This window comes from Paraniabella ginsengisoli, from assembly GCF_022513635.1.
GTDB lineage: Bacteria > Bacteroidota > Bacteroidia > Chitinophagales > Chitinophagaceae > Niabella > Niabella ginsengisoli.
Map to the genome: position 1 here is coordinate 74,017 of NZ_JAKWBL010000004.1, position 21,818 is coordinate 95,834.

The window sequence follows — 21,818 nt, forward strand, 5'->3', positions numbered from 1 at the left end:
CGCAAACAAAGGTCGCAAAGTTTGCCTTAGGCAATGCAACGTACATCGTACACCGTACATTGATAACCCCTGGTTCAGGCAAACGCCAGCAACCCATGCTGACTGGCGGTGAAAACATCTCTGAATACCCGATTAATTTCAGAATGTTGTGAAGTAGCAGCTAAACCGCAATAAGGATAAATGGCTGAAACGCTTTCCCGGCAAGCCTTTGCTAATTTCCTGCTAATAACACTTATTTTCTGTGTGCTTTTTTTGAGATCTTTTCTTTCGCCAATAACTCGCTCCAAGAGGTTTGCACAGATTGATAAAACGATTCAGATAATGTCAGTATTTTTTTCTGCTGGATGATTATTTCATTTGCTGCAGTTTCATAATCTTGCGCACCAATTTTAACTTTCCGGTCCTTCAGGATTTGTTCAGCCAGTTCAAAAAAATGGCGGGTCATGCCTAAAGTATTCACGGCTGTGGTTGTTTCTGCAAATGGCAAAAAAGGATATTTATAAATAAGCTGATCTAATGTTGTATAATTTTCATCAATTAAAAAACTCTGATCACTATCTACATTTAGATTTTTAACGCTGAAACTATGTCCAGCAGTAGCTTTCAGGCCCATCGTGTTCCAATCGGGATGTATGGCTACTTCTTCTTTCTTAAAGAAAAAGATCTTATTGATTTCGAACCATCTTCGTTTAAAATAGGTTTACCATCTTTTTGAATATAACAGTTGGCTGTAAAATGAGTAAGATGGGGAGCGCCGGTCGCATACTTCCAAAAACCATTAACAACATAACCATCCTTCACTTGTTCTGCAATGCCGCCAACAGCGCCGCTTCCACCCAAACATATTTTTTTGAGGAAAACATTTGCCGAGATTTTTTATAATTTATATAACCAGCAAAAAGATTCGCTCCAGCGCAAAGTGTTACCGTCCAGCCAAGGCTTCCGTCAATGTAAGCTAGCTCCTCTTCATATTTCAAAGCATCTGGCAGACTTAACTCTAATCCTCCGTATTCTTTCGGCAGAAACAGCTTAAACCATTTTTCTGTATAGATAATTTCTAATAAAGACGGCGTTAATGCATTCTTCTTTTCAGCATCGGCACAAAGGCTTCTTAAACGGTTGATCCGTTGATTATTCAAAACTAAAGGCATTTACTTTTTCTTTTTGTTTAATGATCTTATTCCATTTTATATAACCCATCACAGCTATAACAAATAGAAACAGGGTTAATATAGCATACAAGGGCAAGCCTTTGTAAATAAGTAATGGAATGGCAAAAGCATTACTGATATTGAGTAATATCCAGTTTTCAATCTTTCTTTTGGCAAGTAACCACATGCCTGCCCACGCTGTAGCACTTACCCAAGAATCAAATACAGGAACAGTCGAGTCTGTAAAGTTTATCAGAACGAGATATAAAGTAATAAAAGCGACAACAACAATTGCAATTGTTTTGACCCAATCCATTTTATTGGCACGAGTAACATCCGGCGCTGCGTGGCCTTTACGTTTTTCCCACCACCACCATCCATATACACTCATCACAAAATAGTACAGATTCAGCGCGCTTTCTGCGTATAGCCCAGAATGAAAAAATATGTATGTTGAAATAACAACAGCTATAATACCGCATGGATAAAGCCAGATTTTATTTGCCCTGGCAAATAAAACTTCAGCCACACCAAAACTAACGCCCAGCCATTCCAGAACTGGCACAGCTTTTAACTGATTAATAAAAATTTGAATCCACTCGCTCAGGTTCATCATTAAAACAATATTTAAAACCCACGAGATGCAATAGAAAGCGGAATAATCTATGTCCCTACGCCGGCATTATCCGGATCAGGTTATTGGGTATGATCTCAGCCCGTAATATTAAGGCACCCCATGAGTGAGGCAAAGATAGGAGTAATAAAGAATTTAGTTTGCAATTTTACTGACATGAATTTACTAAAAAACGCAAGACACGCCGGAACATATAAAAAATTCCAGCTAAAAAATATGGTTGCAGAAATCGCCGGAAGAGCGATTGTGCCAGGCATTAAAAAGCAATGAAGACCTGTTTTTGGCGTGGAAGACAGCGAAGGAGGAAGTTACAAAAACAGGAAAATGAAATAGGTTTCGTTAATGCCAGAATTAAAAAATATTTGACGCAATTTAAAGCTAGCGATATGTTGATAAGTAGAAACCATTAATATTTTACTTCGGAAAATAAAATACGCGAAAGAATCATTTTGGAAATCTAAACCACACGAGCATTTAAGGTCTCTTTACAAAAAACAATCCCACTAACCATAGTTTTCTGTCTTCGCGCTGAACTCGGTAAACCATGAGTTCCAAGTCATCTTTCCTTAGGCTGTAATGAATCTGTAAAGGCTCTATTGATTAAAGCCTCTTAAATCATTTGAGTATAAAATGGCTTGCTCATCAGTAAGTGTGTGAAGCTTCTGTTTCCAGCTTCTTGTTAATATTTTAGCATCATTTTCATTTAGACTGTCTCGAATTACTGCTGAATATGAGCATGGTGTATATGTGTTATTTAAAGTTGAATCTTTGCCGATGTATATTATATTATCAAACGTACCTTTAATAATTACTTTAGATATATGTTCCATACGATTAAGCGTATCAGAAAGGACTCTTCCTTTTATGTCTTTACAGCAATCTGATAGTTTAGTAATTAGATTTGTTAATTCAATCGTGTCGGGTACTGACGATTGTGAATAGATCTTTCCGCAAAAAAAGCAAGAAAACGATTATTGACTTTTTCATTTAAAATAAATAAAAATATTTTTCAAAAACCCATTTATCAGCATTAATTGGGATAAGGTCAGTCTTGAATTTCTGCTTTCTTATCCATGCTTCTATCTTTTCAACTGAAAAAGGTTTGCCTTGTTTCTTATCATTGGCTCTCAAATAAAAAATATCGGCATTCCCATTTCTATCAATTATCACAGAAATATTTACGTAATATGTAGCACTATCATAATTTTCCGTTTCCTTTTTTTCAAGTGCCTCAACAAAGATTTCGTAAAAGAATTTCCATTTTTCAAATTCGGAATAGTATTTCTATCAGGATACTTAATACTATCGTAAACAATCCGCTTTGCAAGAGGTAGCTTTTCCATATCAAACCGTTGTGTGATCAGCTCCTCGTCAGATATTTTTAAAATACTTCCTGAATTTCCATCGAGTAATATTACCTGTTCATCGAGTGTCTGAATAAAGAGAGTGTCGTCATTCATAAAAATGTTTTTATACCAATAACTGTGTGATGTTGTATAGGTAATTGTAAGCTTTTCTTTCATGAACGAGCCGATAGTATATGTTTTAATCTTTCTTCCATCAAGAAATACGTTCAGTACATCTTCTTTTTCGGGTTCCGATTGTCCTATCCAGTCGATGATAGAAATAATTGTTTTACCGTTATTAGATATGAAAGATCCTACCGGCATATATTTTTCAACTTTATATAAAGCATTATTTGTTTTGGTGTCATAAACAATCGTTTTCCCAAAATCTGTTAGATCAAGCCAATAAAAAGGGATTGATCGAAAATACACATTTCCTTTTTGCGAATATTGATCATATTGGTACGCTGTTCCGGGCAAATCCGCCTTCACATCAAAGCAATACAAATTAGCTACAATAAAAAAGAATAGACTTGATCTAAAATGGCTTTTCATAGAAATAGATTTTTATTTCATCCCTTCTAACTCTTTCTGCAACCTAAACATTTCGTCTCTTAACCTTGCTGCTTCCATAAAATCCAGATCCCGCGCGGCTTTCTCCATTTCCTTTTTAGTTTTGGAAATAGCTTTTTCCATTTTCGGAATGGTTTTGTAAACCACCTCTTCTTCGGCAGCAACCGTAATTAAATCTTCATCAAAACCAATAGCAAGCGGTTCTTTCTCATCAAATCCTTTAATGTCTAAAACGCTGGTTTGTTTAAATACATCTTCCGTTGATTTGGTTATGGTTCGTGGTGTGATATTATGTTCGATGTTATACGCAATTTGTTTTTCGCGGCGGCGGTCTGTTTCATCCATCGTTCGCTGCATACTGCCTGTTATTTTATCAGCATAAAAAATAACTAAACCGTCTACATTGCGCGCAGCGCGACCTGCTGTTTGGGTTAATGATTTTTCGTTACGTAAAAATCCTTCTTTATCCGCATCTAAAATAGCCACCAGACTCACTTCGGGCAAATCCAAACCTTCGCGCAAAAGGTTTACACCAACCAACACATCTATCTCGCCCAAACGCAACTGTCGCAATATTTCTACACGCTCCAACGTATCTACTTCGCTATGTATATATTTTGATTTGATATTGATGCGATGCAGATATTTATCCATTTCCTCGGCCATGCGTTTGGTCAAAGTGGTTACCAAAACTCGGTCGCCTTTTGTTACGCGTTTATCAATTTCATCTAACAAATCATCAATCTGATTAATGCTGGGACGCACTTCAATGGGCGGATCTAATAAACCGGTTGGCCGAACCACCTGTTCTGCAATAACGCCTCCTGTTTTTTCTAATTCATAAGTATCCGGCGTAGCCGATACATAAATGACCTGATTTTGCAGGCTTTCAAATTCATGAAAATTTAAAGGACGGTTATCTAAAGCCGATGGAATACGAAAGCCATAATCCACCAATATTAGCTTGCGGCTTCGGTCGCCGCCATACATACCGCTTATTTGCGGCATGGTTTGATGGCTTTCATCAACGATCATTAAATAATCTTTCGGGAAATAATCCAGCAAACAGAAAGGTCTTGTACCTGGGCTTCTTCTGTCAAAAAACCGGGAATAATTTTCGATTCCATTACAATAACCCAGCTCCTTGATCATTTCAATATCATATTCCACCCGTTCTTTAATTCGCTGTGCTTCTATTAGTTTTCCAATGCTGTTGAAATATTCAACCTGTGACGTCACCTCGTCTTGTATCTCATAAATGACTTGTTGAATCATATCTTTTGGAGCCACATAAAGATTGGCAGGAAAGATAGCCGCATTTTCAATTTTGCTGATACGCTTGCCTGTAGCCACTTCTATCGTTTCTATCTCTTCAATTTCATCTCCAAAAAATGTAATGCGATAACCATGATCTACATAAGGAAGGTTAATATCTACCGTATCTCCTTTTACACGAAAACTGCCACGTGTAAATTCTATTGTAGTTCGACTGTATAAAGAATTAACAAGGCCATGCAAAAATGCCTGACGGGAAATGGTTTGTCCGCGGGTGATGCGAATAATACTATTTTCATAATCGGCAGGATTACCGGCACCGTAAATACAACTCACCGAAGCAACAACAATAATATCGCGACGGCCACTTAACAAACTGGTAATCGTTCTTAATCTTAACTTATCTAATCTTCTTCATTTATTGCCAGATCTTTTTCTATATATGTATCGCTGACCGGCAAGTAGGCTTCGGGCTGATAATAATCATAATAAGAAACAAAATATTCCACTGCATTATCAGGGAAAAATTGCCGAAACTCGCCATACAACTGCGCTACCAGTGTTTTATTGTGAGTAATGATTAACGTAGGCCTTTGTGTATTTTGTATCACGTTGGCCATAGTAAAAGTTTTACCACTCCCGGTTACACCTAATAATGTCTGGTATTTTTCACCATCGAGCACACCTTCGGTTAATTGAGCAATAGCGGAAGGTTGATCACCTGCAGGAGCAAATGGAGTATGGAGGTTGAAAGGCATGGATTGTTACTGATTATAAAAATGACAAATTACAGAAAATAAATTTAGACCGCTCATTACAGTGCTTTTTTAAGGATTAAAACCCGAGAGGCGATTAGAAATAGTATTTAATATTTTTTAAGAAAAAGATGACACTCAAATGATTATCAGCTACATTTTTAATGTGCTTTTAATATACAGCCGCTCTTTTCTAATCGTATTCTAATTTGAGCTTTATATCGTTCTAATATCCCCGAAGTAGTTTTGCATTACCGCAGCTGTAATGTACGGCAGCGCATAAATACAAAGGAAAGCAACAATGAAACGCCCATGTAATTTTTTTCATATAGGCGATTTAAATAGCGTTCCATTCGACCAGGAAAATCGCGGCGTAGCCGCAAAACAAAAAATATACGAATGAAAAATGTAATCATTATTATATCAATAGTATTCGCGGTGCTAGCTTGTTTATCGTTCACCGTTAAATCGTATCATAACCCGGAAACAGTAATTCTTGGAAATTGGAAAGAAATACATTGGGAATACGAAAGGGTGTACTATAGTGCACACGTGGGAAAAGCGTCATCTGCTACACCTAAAAAAATCAAGAAAATGTCTACAGCAGATATGGGCATAGTCGGCGCTGAAAACTGGATATTTAGACCGGATGGAACACTTGTTTTAAGTAATAAAAATGAAAAAAATCAGCCAGATGGAAAATTAAAGGCCGTGGAAACATTTTAATGGTTACTTATACAAACAACGAGATTGAGCAATATAATATTTCAAAACTTACTGACGATAGCCTTGAGCTAAATTTTGTTACTGCCGCCGGTATACGTGGTATTGCCAAGGTAAGTTGTGTTAAAATATAAAAACATGTTACGAAAATATAGCAATAGCAGATCATTAGGCGATAATGTAAAATTGGGGATACTAACGGCATTAGTGGCGGGTATGGTAAATGTAGCTTCCTTGCTATTATTTCTTTCTTTTTCATCTAATGTTACAGGGTATTTTGCCATTTTCGCTTCAGAACTGGCAAATGGCGACCTATACCAAATAGCGCTGGTAGGTTCATGGATATTCCTGTACTTCTTTGGATGTTTTGTTTCCAACTTTATAGTAATAAACCTATCGGATAAGAACAAGTATCTGGCACATGCTATTCCGCTTTTATTAGAACTCAGCTGCCTTTTAGCAGTTGGTGTTTATGGCGATTATTGGTATAACGGCACCTTACAAGAGTCTGAAATAATGTTATCCTTTCTGTTATTTGCAATGGGTTTGCAGAATGGGCTTACAGCCAGCATTTCAAACTTTGCGGTAAAAACCACGCACCTTACGGGAGCGACTACAGACCTCGGCATACTGGCCGCTATGTTTACCAGCAAAAAATTCAGAAGAAAAAAAGAAATGAGGGACAAAGCCACTTTAATAGCTTCTATCGCTATTTCTTATGTTACAGGAGGAGTGTTATTTGCTCTGTTTTATAAAACACTACATTTCAAAATGTTTTATATTATTGGAGCATTCCTGCTGGTGGTAATTCTATACGATTCTTACAAACTGTGGATAGTAAAGTTGAAACGTTTTCGCATTAACAGGCGGCAAAAAAATGTTTTGGTGCCATCTTATACTAAATCGCGGTCATAACAGGAAGTGAATAGAATCTATGGCTACTTTGGCCGATCAAAGTGTTTTCTCAATATAACCCCACATACCACCCATCTTCTCTTTCTTCCACCGGATAGGTTTTTAGGAAATAGCCTTCACCGGAAACATTACGGCCGTTTTCTAAATTAAATTTATAGCGGTGTAAAGGGCATACAATCTGGTTCTGCACATTTACATAACCCGATGAAAGCGATGCGGCGGCGTGCGGGCATTTAGCAGCGCAGGCAAATGCTTTATCATTAACACGGGCAATACATAATTGCTTACCGTCCACTTTTATTTCTACCAGATTTTCGTGATTGAAGTTTAGCTCGTTTAAGTGTAAAGCAAATAAATGCCAGGTGAGTTGTTTGTTCATCGCAAGTTGACAGATGACTGTTGACGGTTGATAGGTGACACATAGTAAATCAATGAACTATCAACCATGAATCATAAACTTTAATAAAACATCGTTTTATAAGGATAGCGAATTGTATAAAGTTCTTTTACTTTGTTCATAATAGTTTCTCTTAGCCCTTCCACATTCATGCGCTCGGTTGCCGAAACGAAAACCACATTTCCCTGAAGTTCATTTTGCCATCTTTCATACAAATCGCGCAATATTTCTTCCTTCGTTTCATCACCCAACCACTCGTCAAAGGTTTGAGATTCATACAAATCCATCTTATTAAAAATGGTAATGGTGGGCTTATCAAAGGCTTTTAGCTCCTGCAAAGTTTTATTTACAACTGCTAACTGGTCTTCATAATTAGGATGAGAAATATCAACTACATGCAATAAAATATCTGCTTCGCGAACCTCATCCAGTGTACTCTTAAAACTTTCTACTAAATGATGCGGCAGCTTGCGAATGAACCCAACCGTATCGCTTAAAAGAAAAGGTGTTGTTTCAAAAACAACTTTGCTGGTCGTTGTGTCTAACGTTGCAAACAATTTGTTTTCGGCCAACACATCACGCTTGCTTAATAGGTTCATAATGGTGCTTTTGCCTACGTTGGTATAACCTACTAATGCTACGCGAATAAATTCGCCGCGATCTTTACGTTGTGTAAAAGCCTGCTTGTCTATTTCAGCCAGTTTTTTGCGTAGCAAAGTAATTTTATCACGCACAATACGCCGGTCGGTTTCTATTTCCGTTTCGCCAGGACCTCTTGAGCCAATACCACCACCCTGTCTTTCCAGGTGGCTCCACATACCGCGAAGGCGAGGCAAAATATATTGATATTGTGCCAGCTCCACCTGAGTACGTGCCTGCGCTGTTTTAGCACGACGGGCAAAAATATCAAGTATTAAATCTGAGCGATCAATCACCTTTATTTTCAGTTCCTTTTGGATATTGTTGATTTGGGCTCCACTAAGTTCATCATCAAAGATCACCAGCTGGATGTTATTGGCGATAGCATACTGGCGTATTTCTTCCAGTTTACCTTTTCCCACAAAAGTGCGGGAATCTGGATGCTGTAGTTTTTGAACGAATCTTTTTTCGTTTCGGCACCTGCAGTTTCAGCCAAAAAAGCCAGTTCATCAAGGTAATCTTTTACTTGTTGCTCCGTTTGCTCTTTCTGCACTACGCCAACAATAATGGCGGCCTCTTTGTCCTGTATAATATTCTTTTTATCTAACATATTGAAAGTGCAAAGTTAATACAAGTTGAAAAAGTTGAAAGGTTTAAATGTTGAAAGAGCGTTATCACAACTTCGTACTGCATCTAAGTTTAGGCATTTTAATAAAATATCTTCTGTTATTGGTAAAGGATTATCCTCAATCAATCGTCTTGCAGAATGGATGAGCATTGTTCTGCTGTACAAGAGTGCGACGCAATTTTGCTGATAATTGTTCAAAAGCTGGGAACAAAAAGGTGTAATTATTGTTTTCCACAGTACAATTTGTAAATCTTTACCTTTGGGGGCTTTTAAATTTAGAATAAGTTGAAAAAATTTAGTAGGATATTCAAATACATAGGTTTATACAAGGGGAAGATCGCGTTATATATTTCTTTAACCATCCTTGGTTCATCACTTTCAGTTGTTTCTTTAGGTATGTTAGCGCCGCTCATGTCGATCATTTTTAACGAGCCTGGTATTGGCGGCCAAAATATTCTTAAGAAACTTCCGGGAGGAGATTTTTTGGGAGAGAAGTTACTGCAACTGGTAAATAGTGGCCACCAGATGCAGGCTGTGTTAATTTGCTGTGTTCTTGTTATTGCTTCTGTTTTTTAAAAAATCTACTTTTATATCTTTCTTCGCTTTTGTCAGTACCTGTAAGAAGTTCTATTATTATTCATTTGAAAAATGACATGTACGCTAAAGTAGTGTCGCTGCCTGTTGGTTATTTTTCGGAGCAAAAAAGGGCGATATTATGAGCCGCATGACGAATGATGCAGCGTTGGTTGAGAGTTCCATTATTAATACAATGGAGGGTTTGATTAAAGACCCGGTATCCGTCATCAGTTACCTGGTGGCCATGGTGGCTATTAGTCCCAGCCTTGCTATGTTCTTGCTGATTCTTTTGCCAGCTACTGCATTTGTAATAGGACGCATTAGCCGTACATTAAAAAAACAAAGTAATGCGGCTTCGTTAAGGGTTGGTGATACACTGTCGATCCTGGACGAAACGCTGGGCGGTATTCGCATTATAAAAGCATTTTGTGCAGAGAAAATTCTGAATAATCGCTTTGTGTCGTTAAATAATACTTTGCTGGGCATTAATAAAAAAATGGCTGCGAGAAGAGACTTGGCTTCACCTTTAACAGAGCTATTGGGCGTATCGGTTTTGTGCATTATCATTTATTTTGGGGCTAACCTTATTTTAACCGGCGACTCATTAACTGCGGGTGACCTGATAGCTTTTATTGCGATCTTCGCGATGATGATCAACCCGGCCAAAACCTTATCTTCTTCTTTTTTAATGTACAATTAGGCTCTGCAGCTGTTGAGCGTATTGAAGAAATATTAAATACACCTGTTAATGTAGAAGATAACGGAACCGAAAAGCTTGAATCTTTTGAACAAGGTATTGAATTCAGAAATGTTTGCTTTTCTTACAACGAAACCCCGATCCTTAAAAATATCAATCTTTTTATTCCAAAAGGAAAAACCGTTGCCTTAGTTGGCAGTAGCGGTGCGGGTAAAAGCACTTTGGCAGACCTTGTTCCACGCTTCCATGATGTTACTGATGGCGAAATTTTGTTTGATGGTATAAGCATTAAAGAGTACAGCATACAAAGCATACGCGAAAAAATAGGCATTGTAAGCCAGGAGCCCATCTTATTTAATGATACAATAGGAAACAATATAACACTGGCCCATCCGGACGCTCCCCAGGAAGAAATTGAGAATGCAGCCAAAGTTGCCAATGCGTATCGTTTTATAGAAGCAAAGCCTGAAAAATTTGAAACCAATATCGGTGACCGAGGCGGTAAGCTAAGCGGTGGCGAAAAACAACGCCTTACCATAGCCCGTGCGGTATTAAAAAATCCTCCGATATTAATTTTGGATGAAGCCACTTCATCTTTAGATACCGAAAGCGAAAGGCTGGTGCAGGATGCTATTAATAATATGACGCAAAACAGAACTTCTTTAGTTATTGCACACCGCCTGAGCACGGTACGTAATGCCGATGAAATTATTGTGCTGAACAAAGGTGAGATTGCCGAACGTGGCAAACACCACGAACTGATGCAAATTGAAGGTGGCATTTACCGCAAGCTGGTAGATATGCAGGAGATGTATTAATAACATCTTTTTGAGCGGTTTTTTGATACTGATATTTTCAGACTGATATTTTGAATAAGTTATACGAAATTAAAAAAGTCGAATCTTCAGGTTTTTCTAAACGCATAAGCGAGCCCTATTATTACATTCTCGCTTTTGATGGGAAGGTTTCTTTTTCTGTTGATTTTACAGAATATAAATGTAATGGGAAAACACTGCTATTCCTTTCTCCCTATCAATCTTTTGAATGGATCCACTCTGCGTCCGTTTTAATTGATGTACTTGTTTTTCATGGCGATTTTTATTGCATCGAGTATCACAAAAAGAAGTGGCCTGTAACGGAATTCTTTTCAATAATATATATCAGCAACCACATGTATCGATGTCGGAAAAGATATTTGAGGATGTTAATTTAATTATTGACAAAATGAAGTATTACAACGCTTCGCAAAACCGTTTTGATCATTCTATTCTTAAAACATACCTCCAGCTAATTTTGGCTTTGTGCAGCAGAGAAAAACAAAAGCAGATTGAAAATCTTGCTGATGTTGAAGATGGTATTGAAGCCACAGCAAATTTTCAAAGCATATTAGAGGTTTTCTTTTTACAATCAAAAGACGTTTCATTCTATGCTGCAAAAGAAGGCATTTCTACAAGTGCTTTTAGCAAAAAAATAAAACACCGCTTTGGCAAATCCCCCTCAAAACTAATCCAGGAAAGGGTTGCGTTAGAAGCTAAAAAACTGCTTCATCTAACAACTGATCCCATCAAAGAAATTGCAGCCCGGTTAAATTTTGATGATGAGTTTTATTTCAGCAGGTATTTTAAGAAACAGGTTGGGGTTTCTCCCAAGCAATTCAGAGAAAGAGTCGGCATTTCTATTGTGGCAAAACAATCTATGTAATTTCCGTATTTGTCCATTTTTGCACCATCTGCTTTTTTATAGTTTTGTAAAAAACTAAAAAGAAGAGATGATTAAATTTTAGCATCAGCACAATCTGGATTTATAAATTTTATCAGAGTTTCCATATTTATTGTAATGGCCTGGATTGGTGGCTTAAAAGCATTTCAGTACGAAGCAGACGGTATTGTTCCGTTTGTAATCAACAGTCCTTTTATGAACTTTTTCTATCACAATACCGGTAAAACAGCGCTTAATGAAAAAGGCATGGCTGTTCCGGAATATACACTACATAAAAATCCGGAAGGAAAAACTGTTCAGAAAAATATTGACTGGCACAAAAATAATGGCACTTATGTATTCTCTTACGGATTGGGAACTGTAATAGTAATAATAGGGTTACTGGTTTTATTGGGCATTTGGTTTCCTAAAGCCGGACTTATTGGAGGTCTATCAACAATAGTCATGAGCATCGTCACTCTTTCTTTTTTAATAACAACTCCTGAGGTTTATGTGCCTGACCTAGGAGGAGATTTTCCCACACCCGAATATGGTTTTCCTTATCTGTCGGGTGCCGGGCGACTGGTTATAAAAGATATTATAATGTTGGCAGGCGGCCTTATAATTGCATCAAATAGTGCTCAAAAAATATTGAACCAGCGAGTAGGAAATAGTGAATAAAAAGTGGGGCATGTCCTACTCGCCACTTGCCAAACCTACTCGTTAACTAACAATCTACACAAAACCTCCTGTAAATAGCTTCGTATTGAGGGATAATCGCATCCATGTTGAATTGTTGCGCATTTTCAAAAGCTCGTTCGCGAAATGCATTCAGCGTTGCATCATCTTTTAAAATTTCCAACGCTTTTTCACTCATTGTTTTTACATCGCCAACATTAGCTGTAAACCCTGTAACTCCGTTTATATTCACTTCTTCAAGTCCACCGGCATTAGATGAAACAACCGGCACTTTAGATGCCATCGCCTCTAAAGCAGCTAATCCAAAACTTTCATATTCCGATGGAAGCAGGAATAAATCTGAAACTGCAAAAATATCTTCCATTTGCTCCTGCTTACCAACAAAGGTCATCTTATCAAATATGTCCAACTCCTTGCCCTGCTGTTCGGCATTCTGTCGCTCAGGCCCATCACCAACAAATAATAATTTAGCGGGCATTTGTTTTTGTACTTCATAAAAAACCTGTACCACATCCTGCACCCTTTTTACCTGCCTGAAATTAGATGCATGTAATAAAATACGTTCACCATTGGGCGCCAGCACTTTCTTAAAAGCGTCGAATGGCTTACGGTTAAAACGATTTACATCAATAAAATTATAAACCACTTCAATATCTTTTTTAATATCAAAAGTGGCATAAGTTTCTTCTCGCAGATTTTTGGAAACCGCAGTTATAACATCGCTTTTATTAATAGAGAATGACACAACAGGAGCATACATTTTATCTTTGCCCACCAACGTTATATCGGTTCCATGCAAAGTTGTAATTACAGGAATGTCGCGGCCTTCCTCCTGCAATATTTTTTAGCCATATAAGCTGCCGAAGCATGCGGAATAGCATAATGCACATGCAGCAGGTCAAGATTATTGGTCTTAATTACATTAACCATAGTGCTGGCTAATGTAGTTTCATAAGGTGGAAAATCAAATAGCGGATATGTTGGCACCTGTACTTCGTGATAAAAAATATTAGGAACAAAAGCACTCAACCTTACCGGTTGTTGATACGTAATAAAATGTACCTGGTGGCCTTTTTGAGCTAACGCTTTTCCCAGTTCCGTGGCCAATACTCCACTGCCACCAAAAGTAGGGTAGCAAACAATACCTATTCGCATGTGTTAAAGATAACCGTTTCTATATTTATAAATGGTTCCTGCATTTTAGCAGATTATTATTTTTTATTGAGTCAGCAGAGGAACATAACTCATCGATCTTGTGTCACTCACTTCACCTGTGGTGCAATGCTCATCCTATATATTCGATCGCTATTGTCTGAACCATGATTTGTAGGATTAGAAGATTAACAGGAATGTACGATGTACGCAAAACCTTGTTAACTTATCAACCTTTCAACTTGTCAACTTCATCCATCCCTCAATCCATAAAATCAAATAAATCAAGGTTCAGACATTATCTTTACTCAAATCACATACCATAACATCATGATACGCAAATTGTTTTTATTTGGCTTTTTATTTTTTAGTGTTGCCTGCTTTTCGCAAACAAAAGACGAAGCATTTATCAGGCAAATAGCAGATGAAATATTACTGAACGGCAAAACTTATGATAATTTGCGAACACTTACAAAAACAATTGGAGCAAGACTGGCCGGTTCGCCCGGAATGTATAAAGCAGAAGAGTGGGGTTATAAAATGCTGCAACAATCTGGTAGCTCCAATACTTTTAAGCAGCCAGTAATGGTGCCGCATTGGGTGCGCGGCGGTAAAGATGAAGCGACAGCTAACATAGCTGGAAAAAAGAAACAACTTAATGTGATTGCTTTAGGCAATTCGATTGGAACAAAAGGAAAGGGTATAACAGCTCCGATAGTAATAGTGAACGATTTTGAAGAACTGGAAGCTAAAAAGCAACAGTTACGAGGAAAGATCGTTTTCTACAATTATAAATTCAATCCCAGATATATTAGAACCTTTGAAGCTTACGGTGATGCAGTTAAATACAGAAGTCAGGGTCCGTCGCTTGCGGCTAAATATGGAGCAATTGGTGTTATTGTTCGCAGCATGAGCCATAGCACTGATAATATTCCGCACACTGGCATGTTGGCTTACGATTCGATGTATGCAAAAATACCTGCCGTGGCAATTGGCATAAAAGATGCGGACTGGCTGGCTGAGGAATTAAAATTCAATAACAATATTCGTGTCGAACTTAAAACCAATGGCCATTTTCTGCCCGATGTAGAAGGAAATAATATCATCGCCGAATTGAAAGGTAGCGAAAACCCAGATCAATATATTACCATCGGCGGCCATTTGGATAGTTGGGACAATTGTGAAGGTGCTCACGATGATGGTGCGGGCATCACACAAACCATCGAAGTGCTGCGCGCCTTAACAGCATTGGGTTACAAGCCCAAACACACTATTAGGTTTGTATTATTTGCTAACGAAGAAAATGGTGCAAGAGGCGGAAGTAAGTATGCGGAGGTTGCGCAATCCAAAAATGAAAAACATATACTCGCTATTGAAAGTGATGCCGGAGGATTTACACCACGTGCCTTTAGCTTTAATTGCGATGATGCGCAATTTGAAAAACTCAAAACATGGCTGCCACTTATTTCACCTTATGGATGCAATGAGTTGATGCGCGGTGGCGGCGGCACTGATATTGCTCCGCTGAAAGAAAAGATAGGAACACCATTATGCGGATTTTTACCCGACTCTCAACGCTACTTCGATCTTCATCACGCCACTAACGATGTTTTTGAAGCAGTTAATAAAAGAGAGCTGGATTTGGGCGCAGTGAATATGGCGGCGCTGGTATATTTGGTAGATCAATATGGATTGTAAGTCGGGTGTCCATTAATAGTTTAGCACATTAGCTCTCTTCCTCGCTTCTTTTAAACCCAATTTTTCTTCGAGGTGTACGGGCAGTGTCTGTTTTTCTATTTTTGCTCTGCAACTAACGCCAGCAATTCTTTCTTTGCCATTAGAAGTAATTTTTAATTTTTTAATCCTCCTCCTCCACTTCCTCTAATTTTATGTACAAAAAATTGTCCTTTACAAAATTACACCAATGGCAATCGGCCTTACCGCAACCTTTATAAAAATCTTTCTCCTGAATTTTATCCCAAACTGTTTTGATCTGCGTTTTTACAGTAGCAACATCTTCAGGATCAATTACCACTTTTAATTTCTGAAAGTTATTGTTACTGTCCGGTTCAATAAAATCAAACTCTGTACTTATTACTCGCCAATCTTTCAATTCATAGTTATCCAGTAATATCTTATAAAAAACTGCCTGTCGCCAGTAATCTCCTCCATCAGGATTTTTACCGTCAGGGGCATTCAGTTTTTTCAGCGCATTATCAACATTCCCTGTTTTATAATCGACAACGTTTACGTCTTTTCCAAAAAACTCCAGCTTATCTAATTTCCCTTTTAATGGAACGCCATTTACAACCACTCCATTGATGTTAGTTTCTACAGATACTACTTTGTTCCAGCTATCAATATATTTATTGTAATAAGCAGGAATGATAATAGAGCCTTGTTCCATTCTTCGCTCATAAGTTTCTTTAGTAAAACTTTGCCGATGGCGCATCATATACCAGCTAAAATCATCAAGCACTGTTTCAACAAATGGAAACTGTTCGGTTTCCCTCAATTTTCGGAATAGCCTTTCAGTGCAAAATGTATCGCACTACCAAATTCTGTAGCTTCATTTTTTCCGGATGGAATACGCAAAAGATTCTGATAATAGAATTTTAAAGGACAGCTTAAATAACTGCTGAGTGCAGTCACATTCATTACAAATCTTGACAATAGGCCATCAATAAAATCATCTTCAAGATTAGTAATTATAGGCCGCTGTCCGGCAAACATTAAATGCTGAAATGCCAGCATTTGTTCAGAGCTTATTTGTTGCTTTTGTACAGGAAGTTGATGCAGCTCCTGAATCTCTGCAATAAACATAGAAGGCTCCAGCTCCTTACCATCCGCATTTAATTTTGCATAAGATATATAAAGATGTTTTTCTGCCCGGGTAAGTGCAACATAAAATACGCGCCGCAACTCTTCCTCATCACTGGCTTTTGCCTGAGAAGAAAAAATAGTAGCAGGTAATTTATACCCTCTGTTCATCTTCCTTTTCTTTTCCCAGAAAGATGCATTGGAGCCCGCTATAAATACATACTCAAACTCAAGCCCCTTGCTTCCATGTGCAGTTAACAGGTTCACACCCTTATCGTTTCCGGTAGTTCGAACCAATGGCAAAGGTATCTTCTCTCTTTCCATTAGCATAAACAACTGCACCAGTGTTTCAAGGTTTAGTGCGGGATTACGGCGATTTTCTTCTTTTATAAAATCATAAAAAGCAGTGAGCGATTGCATCAGTTCTACCTTTTGCTCACTTTGCATGATATAAGTTAATATTCCTGCCGTTCGAATGATATTATCCATCAACTGCTGAATAGTAATATTACTGACATCAGCAATTAATTGTTCTATCATTTTAGAACAATATTTAAGGCTTTCGTTCAGCCCTTCATCAAACAATGTTCTTGCAGGCGTATTTGCTTTTTCGTGCAATAACTGCCTTAAAGAAGAGCCTTCTCCCTTAAATTTCTTTTTATTTACTTCAACGTTCAGTTTAGCAATTTCTATCGGTGGATTTTTGTAAAAATCGAAATGCAATATTTCAAAAAGCAACTCATCTCCACCAAAAGGTGTATCATGTTCTGCATCCAGATAATAAAGAATAGCGATGATCTTTTTTATAAATGGATATTGCAGCAGGTTAATACTTCGCTTGCTATAAAAAGGAATTGCCTTCTGTCTCAAATAACCAGACAATTCTTCTCCATATTTATTTTCTTTATAAATAATGGCGATGCGTCCCGGCTGAACGCCTTGCTCAATAAGGGCTTCAACCCTGAATACAATTCCGGCCATTTCTTCCGTCATCGTATTATATTCTAATATTTCAGGTTCATGTTGTAAATGATTGATCGCAATATTGGAAGATATAAGCTCTTTGCTAAGTCCGGGAATTTGTTTCACCAGCCTTTCTTCATTTCTATTGATCAGCGTTTTTGAAACATCAAGAATGGGTTGTATGCTTCTGTAATTATTAGTTAACACAACGGTGCGCAAATCACTTACATACTGGTTTGCAAAGTCAAGTATTTTGCACATTAGCGCCTTGAAAGCGATAAATACTCTGATCATCATCGCCCACCACAAATACATTGGGACGCTCCCAGTAACTGATCAACAGTTGCACAATGCGGTTTTGCGTGCCGCTGGTATCCTGAAACTCATCCACCAAAATATATTGAAATCGCTCTTGATAATCTGCCAATAAATTTTGATTTTCTTCAAATGCTTTAATCACCCAATTGATCATATCATCAAAATCATAACGTTTATTAACACGCATGATTTCCTGATAATTTTGAAATTCATTGACTGCCGCACGCAGTTTTTCCATTCGCTTCAATTCCTCATCATAAGCAGGTTTGCGATCTCCCTTTTGCCATTTTCCGGCGCGTGTGTTTTTATAAATATAGCTTTCATCATCGGCCAATTGCTTTACGTAATCATTGATTCGGTCATGAATATATTCTGGCGACCAGCCTTCCCGCTTCATGGTAGAAAATAAATGACCTAATGGATCCGCTTCGTAATACACATCTCCCCGGTATCGTTTTAAGGGATGTTCTTTTGAAAAATTATCAATCAGTTCTTTAAAGTATTCTACCTTTTCTAAATCTGAAATTGGATCAAGCGAAGTTTTTTCAAAAAATGAAAGATTGTCCTGTATTACGTCATTACAAAAAGCATGGAAAGTATAAATGTTTACCTTGTAAGCATCTGCACCGATAAACTGCTGAAGCCTCTTTCGCATAGCAACTACGCCCGCATCGGTATAAGTGAGGCATAAAATATTTTCAGGAAGCGCATCTGTGTCTAATAATATTTTACCGATACGAGCTGCAAGTATTTGTGTTTTCCCGGTTCCCGGGCCGGCAATTACCATTACGGGGCCATCAAGCGTATCCACCGCAATTTGTTGTTCGGTATTTAACGTTTTATAAACTTCACTAAACTGTGTTTCTAACTTTTCTTTTATAACAGGCATAAGGCAAGTTAGTGGAAAGTGGGAAAAGAGCAACTGAAGAAGGGAAAGAAAATGGCCGAACGTAAGAGTTTTTTGCTCTAATACGAAATAGATAATTGTTCCAAAAATAGATATTTTTTCCATTTTATGGAAAATTATTAATTTTGTGTGAATGAGAATCATCACTTATGCCCGTATTCGTGAGTTTTCTAAAAAATATGCAGATTCAGATATTGCTTTGAGAGATTGGTACACCCAAACAAAAAGCAGCAACTGGAAAAGCTTTGGCGAAATGAAAACAACCTTTAACAGCGTAGATGCTGTTGGAAATAAAAGGTATGTGTTTAATATCCGTGGCAACCGTTATCAGGTTGTAGCAATCGTTCTTTTTCAGATTCAAACCGTGTATATACGATTTATCGGAACTCATGGCGAGTACGATAGAATAGATGTCAAAAATATTTAAAGCAATCCTTATGATAAAAGATAATAAACAATATAAAGCCATTTCTCGCCGTATTGAAGAACTCTTAAAAATTGTTTCAGACCGTACGCCAAACAGCGATTCAAACCTGATTGAACTGGACCTTCTTTCTCAATGGATGGAAGCTTATGAGGAAGTGCATTTTCCGGTTACACCTCCGTCTTTAGCCGAAGTCATGAAATTGCGTATGTACGAAAAGGAGCTATCACAAACAACGCTTTCAAAAAAACTTGGCATCAGCAGTTCTAGGGTTAGCGAATATTTATCAGGGAAAAGCGAACCCACTTTAAAAATTGCAAGAAAAATAAGCAGGGAACTTAATATTGAACCTGGAATAGTATTGGGTTTGTAGTTTAAATCATTAAATATTTTGTATGATATAAAATAGTTATTACATTTGTATTATACAATTTGAATAATACAAATGATATATTAATGAAATTCGACAAAAAACTAAATGACCTTTTATCGGCTTGGGAAGAAACCTATAAAAAAGGACAGCTTACGTTGTGGATATTTCTTGCTTTGCAGCAAGGAGAAAAGTATGTTGATGAAATTAAAAATTTTGTCGAGGAAAAATCTTTGCAAACGATGACCTGCGAAGAGCAAAGTCTGTATCGTGTATTACGAAAATATGAACATATTGAAGTTGTTAAACACAATTTGAAGCAAGGCAATAAAGGCCCTGACAGAAAATATTATTCTTTGACCGATTTGGGACAAAAGCTCTTTACACAGTTTGTAAAAAGAAATATTCATCTATTTTATTCGGATGAAATTAAGAAACTAATAAAATTTTAGACATGAAAACAATAACGCCATTTTTAGTAAAATTTGCAATTACTGCAATTATTTTATCCATTACTTTCAGATACTTTTTGAGCAGCGGTATTGAGAATGGCTCAACATTGATGATTACTCTTTCAGCATGTCTATAAGGGATCAGTATGTTTATCTCCGGCTTGTATTGGGGGTCAAAAGAGGGAACCGATCTTCCAATATACGATGTTGGATTCAGATTTCATTTTGCAACATACTTGGTACATAACCTAATTTCGGAAGCATGGTTTGTGTTTGGCTTTAATTCGGTCTACGAAGGAATACAAGTTGTACATTATACAGCTATCATTTGGGGAATGCTTTTATTAATCCATTTTGTTATTTATATGCGTGTAAAAAGAAATTCAATTAATGGATTGGATAGAACTGATTTATTTGAATAGACTGTGGAAGGTCTTTCACTTTAAATATAATTCCTATTCTTCAACTCCAGATATTTATTGATTGTATTTACTGTCAATTGTTCGGGTGTGGTTAGCACGCTTAGTATGCCGTTTTGTTGCAGTTCTTTCACCATCTGCTTTTTCTCAAAGGAAAATTTTTCTGCAATGGTTTTTATATAAACCTGTTCCAAATCTTCGGCGTTTGTTTCTATCAATCCTTTTATAGCAGTGTTTTCAAAAAATACGATTAGCAATAAATGATAATGAGCAATCTTTTTAAACGCCGGAATATCCCTTTTGAGACTCTCCAAAGATTCAAAATTGGTAAACAACACAACTAAGCCCCGATTGGTAACTCGATTCCGAATAGTAGCATACATTTTTTCATAATCGGCTTCTAAAAAATTGGTTTGTTGTTTATATAAAGATTCAAGAATCAGGTTCATGTGGCCGGGCTTTTTATCGGCTGTCAAAAAGGTATCCAATTTTTCTGCAAAAGTTACCAGGCCGGCTTTGTCCTGCTTAATCATAGCAATATTAGACAATACCAAGGATGCATTGATCGCGTAGTCAAGCAGCGTCATTCCGTCAAAAGGCATTTTCATTACCCGCCCTTTGTTGATAATACAATATACCTGCTGGCTTTTTTCGTCCGTATAATTATTGATCATCAGGTTACCCCTGCGGCCCGTTGCCTTCCAGTTAATCGTTCTATAATCATCGCCGCGTACATACTCTTTTATCTGCTCAAACTCGCTGCTATGGCCCAATCTTCGAATCCGCTTAATACCGGCTTCCTGTAAACGGTTGGTAGCAGCCAGCAACTGAAAGCGCCGCATCTGGACAAAAGAAGGATACACTTTTACTGTGTGTTTTGCCTCGATTGAATACCTTCGTTTCGTTAGCTTCAACGGGCCATTTACAATTACATTAATATTATCAAAAACATATTCGCCACGTGTAAGGGGCTTAATAGGATAGTTGATTGTTTCGGAAGCAGCAGACAAAATATGCAAAGACCGCTGCCAGTCTCTTATTTGTAATTGAACCGGAAGTTCATCAATCACCAAAACTGAAATAGGATAATTGTAGCGGTTAGAAATAAAAAGCGACACGGGGTTATCATCGCTAATGCTTAATCTTTCCGGTAATTGCCTTGTGGCAATGATGCCAGTTTTTTTGAATACAATAATAACAGGTCAGCAAATATTACAATGCAGAGTAATAATAATATCAGCGACGCCGCATTATAAAGTGGTGGAAAAAAATATCCGACCATGTACA

The 21,818-nt window shown here is 37.5% G+C and carries 30 protein-coding genes and 1 riboswitch; of the genes, 12 read left to right on the forward strand and 18 right to left on the reverse strand.

All coding sequences use genetic code 11. The features are described from left to right. Nucleotides 1-74: 74 nt before the first annotated feature. From MKP09_RS28330 to MKP09_RS28680, 9 genes are all read right to left on the reverse strand, one after another. A complete protein-coding gene (locus tag MKP09_RS28330) occupies nucleotides 75-287 on the reverse strand; it encodes a hypothetical protein (RefSeq protein WP_394801094.1) in 213 nt (70 codons plus the stop codon). Further along, nucleotides 233-613 carry a hypothetical protein gene (locus tag MKP09_RS17350; RefSeq protein ID WP_240831587.1) on the reverse strand — a complete coding sequence of 127 codons (381 nt, stop codon included), beginning with the start codon at nucleotides 611-613 and terminating at the stop codon, nucleotides 233-235. The genes MKP09_RS28330 and MKP09_RS17350 overlap by 55 nt, the downstream gene beginning before the upstream one ends. Before the next feature lie 23 nt (nucleotides 614-636). Then, a complete protein-coding gene (locus tag MKP09_RS17355) occupies nucleotides 637-840 on the reverse strand; it encodes a hypothetical protein (RefSeq protein WP_240831588.1) in 204 nt (67 codons plus the stop codon). Next, nucleotides 798-1,151 carry an acyl-CoA dehydrogenase family protein gene (locus MKP09_RS17360; RefSeq protein WP_240831589.1) on the reverse strand — a complete coding sequence of 118 codons (354 nt, stop codon included), beginning with the start codon at nucleotides 1,149-1,151 and terminating at the stop codon, nucleotides 798-800. The genes MKP09_RS17355 and MKP09_RS17360 overlap by 43 nt, the downstream gene beginning before the upstream one ends. Further along, a complete protein-coding gene (gene pnuC / locus MKP09_RS17365; protein WP_240831590.1) occupies nucleotides 1,132-1,767 on the reverse strand; it encodes a nicotinamide riboside transporter PnuC in 636 nt (211 codons plus the stop codon). The genes MKP09_RS17360 and pnuC overlap by 20 nt, the downstream gene beginning before the upstream one ends. Before the next feature lie 34 nt (nucleotides 1,768-1,801). Next, nucleotides 1,802-1,898: riboswitch (TPP riboswitch) on the reverse strand. A gap of 874 nt (nucleotides 1,899-2,772) precedes the next feature. Further along, nucleotides 2,773-2,955 carry a hypothetical protein gene (locus MKP09_RS17370; protein WP_240831591.1) on the reverse strand — a complete coding sequence of 61 codons (183 nt, stop codon included), beginning with the start codon at nucleotides 2,953-2,955 and terminating at the stop codon, nucleotides 2,773-2,775. 8 nt (nucleotides 2,956-2,963) lie between these two features. After that, nucleotides 2,964-3,686, reverse strand: a complete 723-nt coding sequence (locus MKP09_RS17375; RefSeq protein ID WP_240831592.1) for a hypothetical protein — start codon at nucleotides 3,684-3,686, stop codon at nucleotides 2,964-2,966. A gap of 12 nt (nucleotides 3,687-3,698) precedes the next feature. Next, complete coding sequence (uvrB, locus tag MKP09_RS17380) at nucleotides 3,699-5,354, reverse strand: excinuclease ABC subunit UvrB (protein ID WP_317235397.1); 1,656 nt, start codon at nucleotides 5,352-5,354, stop codon at nucleotides 3,699-3,701. A 29-nt stretch (nucleotides 5,355-5,383) separates the two neighbouring features. Next, complete coding sequence (locus MKP09_RS28680; protein WP_317235398.1) at nucleotides 5,384-5,737, reverse strand: DEAD/DEAH box helicase family protein; 354 nt, start codon at nucleotides 5,735-5,737, stop codon at nucleotides 5,384-5,386. A gap of 396 nt (nucleotides 5,738-6,133) precedes the next feature. Here MKP09_RS28680 and MKP09_RS17385 point away from each other — a divergent pair, with 396 nt between their 5' ends. From MKP09_RS17385 to MKP09_RS17390, 3 genes are read left to right on the forward strand one after another with little or no spacing between them, the layout of a single operon-like run. Further along, a complete protein-coding gene (locus MKP09_RS17385; RefSeq protein ID WP_240831593.1) occupies nucleotides 6,134-6,460 on the forward strand; it encodes a hypothetical protein in 327 nt (108 codons plus the stop codon). Continuing rightward, nucleotides 6,460-6,591 carry a hypothetical protein gene (locus tag MKP09_RS26545; protein ID WP_262915496.1) on the forward strand — a complete coding sequence of 44 codons (132 nt, stop codon included), beginning with the start codon at nucleotides 6,460-6,462 and terminating at the stop codon, nucleotides 6,589-6,591. The genes MKP09_RS17385 and MKP09_RS26545 overlap by 1 nt, the downstream gene beginning before the upstream one ends. Before the next feature lie 4 nt (nucleotides 6,592-6,595). Beyond that, nucleotides 6,596-7,372 (forward strand): YoaK family protein, encoded by a 777-nt coding sequence (locus MKP09_RS17390; protein WP_240831594.1) that lies wholly within the window; start codon nucleotides 6,596-6,598, stop codon nucleotides 7,370-7,372. A 49-nt stretch (nucleotides 7,373-7,421) separates the two neighbouring features. Here MKP09_RS17390 and MKP09_RS17395 read toward each other — a convergent pair whose 3' ends face one another. The 3 genes from MKP09_RS17395 to MKP09_RS17405 all read right to left on the reverse strand — a co-directional run bounded on the left by MKP09_RS17395 (nucleotide 7,422) and on the right by MKP09_RS17405 (nucleotide 9,018). Continuing rightward, nucleotides 7,422-7,751 (reverse strand): Rieske (2Fe-2S) protein, encoded by a 330-nt coding sequence (locus MKP09_RS17395; RefSeq protein WP_240831595.1) that lies wholly within the window; start codon nucleotides 7,749-7,751, stop codon nucleotides 7,422-7,424. Nucleotides 7,752-7,831: 80 nt separating this feature from the next. Further along, on the reverse strand, nucleotides 7,832-8,830 hold the full coding sequence (gene hflX, locus MKP09_RS17400) for a GTPase HflX (RefSeq protein ID WP_240831596.1): 999 nt from the start codon (nucleotides 8,828-8,830) through the stop codon (nucleotides 7,832-7,834). Then, nucleotides 8,767-9,018, reverse strand: a complete 252-nt coding sequence (locus tag MKP09_RS17405) for a hypothetical protein (protein WP_240831597.1) — start codon at nucleotides 9,016-9,018, stop codon at nucleotides 8,767-8,769. The genes hflX and MKP09_RS17405 overlap by 64 nt, the downstream gene beginning before the upstream one ends. Nucleotides 9,019-9,321: 303 nt before the next feature. On the opposite strand from MKP09_RS17405, the gene MKP09_RS17410 reads away from it, so the two are divergent. The 5 genes from MKP09_RS17410 to MKP09_RS17430 all read left to right on the forward strand — a co-directional run bounded on the left by MKP09_RS17410 (nucleotide 9,322) and on the right by MKP09_RS17430 (nucleotide 12,688). Then, the gene (locus MKP09_RS17410; RefSeq protein ID WP_240831598.1) at nucleotides 9,322-9,612 is read left to right on the forward strand and encodes a hypothetical protein; all 291 of its coding nucleotides are present in this window, start codon (nucleotides 9,322-9,324) and stop codon (nucleotides 9,610-9,612) included. 139 nt (nucleotides 9,613-9,751) lie between these two features. Then, nucleotides 9,752-10,312, forward strand: coding sequence for an ABC transporter transmembrane domain-containing protein (locus tag MKP09_RS17415; protein WP_240831599.1), 561 nt, complete (start codon nucleotides 9,752-9,754; stop codon nucleotides 10,310-10,312). 149 nt (nucleotides 10,313-10,461) lie between these two features. After that, nucleotides 10,462-11,127: an ABC transporter ATP-binding protein gene (locus tag MKP09_RS17420; RefSeq protein WP_317235436.1), complete on the forward strand. Its 666-nt coding sequence runs from the start codon at nucleotides 10,462-10,464 to the stop codon at nucleotides 11,125-11,127. 307 nt (nucleotides 11,128-11,434) lie between these two features. Next, complete coding sequence (locus MKP09_RS17425) at nucleotides 11,435-12,010, forward strand: helix-turn-helix domain-containing protein (RefSeq protein WP_240831600.1); 576 nt, start codon at nucleotides 11,435-11,437, stop codon at nucleotides 12,008-12,010. 75 nt (nucleotides 12,011-12,085) lie between these two features. Next, nucleotides 12,086-12,688: a DUF417 family protein gene (locus MKP09_RS17430; protein ID WP_317235437.1), complete on the forward strand. Its 603-nt coding sequence runs from the start codon at nucleotides 12,086-12,088 to the stop codon at nucleotides 12,686-12,688. A gap of 46 nt (nucleotides 12,689-12,734) precedes the next feature. Here the strand turns inward: MKP09_RS17430 and bshA are convergent, their stop codons facing one another. Both bshA and MKP09_RS17440 read right to left on the reverse strand, forming a co-directional pair. Further along, nucleotides 12,735-13,544: an N-acetyl-alpha-D-glucosaminyl L-malate synthase BshA gene (bshA, locus tag MKP09_RS17435; RefSeq protein ID WP_240831602.1), complete on the reverse strand. Its 810-nt coding sequence runs from the start codon at nucleotides 13,542-13,544 to the stop codon at nucleotides 12,735-12,737. Continuing rightward, nucleotides 13,514-13,861 (reverse strand): glycosyltransferase, encoded by a 348-nt coding sequence (locus MKP09_RS17440; RefSeq protein WP_240831603.1) that lies wholly within the window; start codon nucleotides 13,859-13,861, stop codon nucleotides 13,514-13,516. Before MKP09_RS17440 ends, bshA begins: the two co-directional genes overlap by 31 nt. 327 nt (nucleotides 13,862-14,188) lie before the next feature. Here MKP09_RS17440 and MKP09_RS17445 point away from each other — a divergent pair, with 327 nt between their 5' ends. Beyond that, on the forward strand, nucleotides 14,189-15,556 hold the full coding sequence (locus tag MKP09_RS17445) for a M20/M25/M40 family metallo-hydrolase (RefSeq protein WP_240831604.1): 1,368 nt from the start codon (nucleotides 14,189-14,191) through the stop codon (nucleotides 15,554-15,556). 160 nt (nucleotides 15,557-15,716) lie between these two features. Here the strand turns inward: MKP09_RS17445 and MKP09_RS17450 are convergent, their stop codons facing one another. The 3 genes from MKP09_RS17450 to MKP09_RS17460 are packed head-to-tail and all read right to left on the reverse strand — an operon-like array spanning nucleotide 15,717 to nucleotide 18,848. Beyond that, nucleotides 15,717-16,373, reverse strand: coding sequence for a PD-(D/E)XK nuclease family protein (locus MKP09_RS17450; RefSeq protein ID WP_240831605.1), 657 nt, complete (start codon nucleotides 16,371-16,373; stop codon nucleotides 15,717-15,719). Then, a complete protein-coding gene (locus MKP09_RS17455; protein ID WP_240831606.1) occupies nucleotides 16,370-17,902 on the reverse strand; it encodes a 3'-5' exonuclease in 1,533 nt (510 codons plus the stop codon). The genes MKP09_RS17450 and MKP09_RS17455 overlap by 4 nt, the downstream gene beginning before the upstream one ends. Then, nucleotides 17,886-18,848 (reverse strand): UvrD-helicase domain-containing protein, encoded by a 963-nt coding sequence (locus MKP09_RS17460; protein ID WP_240831607.1) that lies wholly within the window; start codon nucleotides 18,846-18,848, stop codon nucleotides 17,886-17,888. Before MKP09_RS17460 ends, MKP09_RS17455 begins: the two co-directional genes overlap by 17 nt. 151 nt (nucleotides 18,849-18,999) lie before the next feature. Between MKP09_RS17460 and MKP09_RS17465 the strand changes: the two genes are divergently transcribed. The 3 genes from MKP09_RS17465 (at nucleotide 19,000) to MKP09_RS17475 (ending at nucleotide 20,112) form a co-directional block, all read left to right on the forward strand. After that, on the forward strand, nucleotides 19,000-19,293 hold the full coding sequence (locus MKP09_RS17465; RefSeq protein WP_240831608.1) for a type II toxin-antitoxin system HigB family toxin: 294 nt from the start codon (nucleotides 19,000-19,002) through the stop codon (nucleotides 19,291-19,293). Nucleotides 19,294-19,303: 10 nt separating this feature from the next. Beyond that, nucleotides 19,304-19,663: a helix-turn-helix domain-containing protein gene (locus MKP09_RS17470; protein WP_240831609.1), complete on the forward strand. Its 360-nt coding sequence runs from the start codon at nucleotides 19,304-19,306 to the stop codon at nucleotides 19,661-19,663. A gap of 83 nt (nucleotides 19,664-19,746) precedes the next feature. After that, nucleotides 19,747-20,112, forward strand: a complete 366-nt coding sequence (locus tag MKP09_RS17475; RefSeq protein WP_240831610.1) for a PadR family transcriptional regulator — start codon at nucleotides 19,747-19,749, stop codon at nucleotides 20,110-20,112. Nucleotides 20,113-20,554: 442 nt separating this feature from the next. Here MKP09_RS17475 and MKP09_RS17480 read toward each other — a convergent pair whose 3' ends face one another. Next, nucleotides 20,555-21,649, reverse strand: coding sequence for a DUF58 domain-containing protein (locus MKP09_RS17480; protein WP_240831611.1), 1,095 nt, complete (start codon nucleotides 21,647-21,649; stop codon nucleotides 20,555-20,557). Between the last annotated feature and the right edge of the window lie 169 nt (nucleotides 21,650-21,818).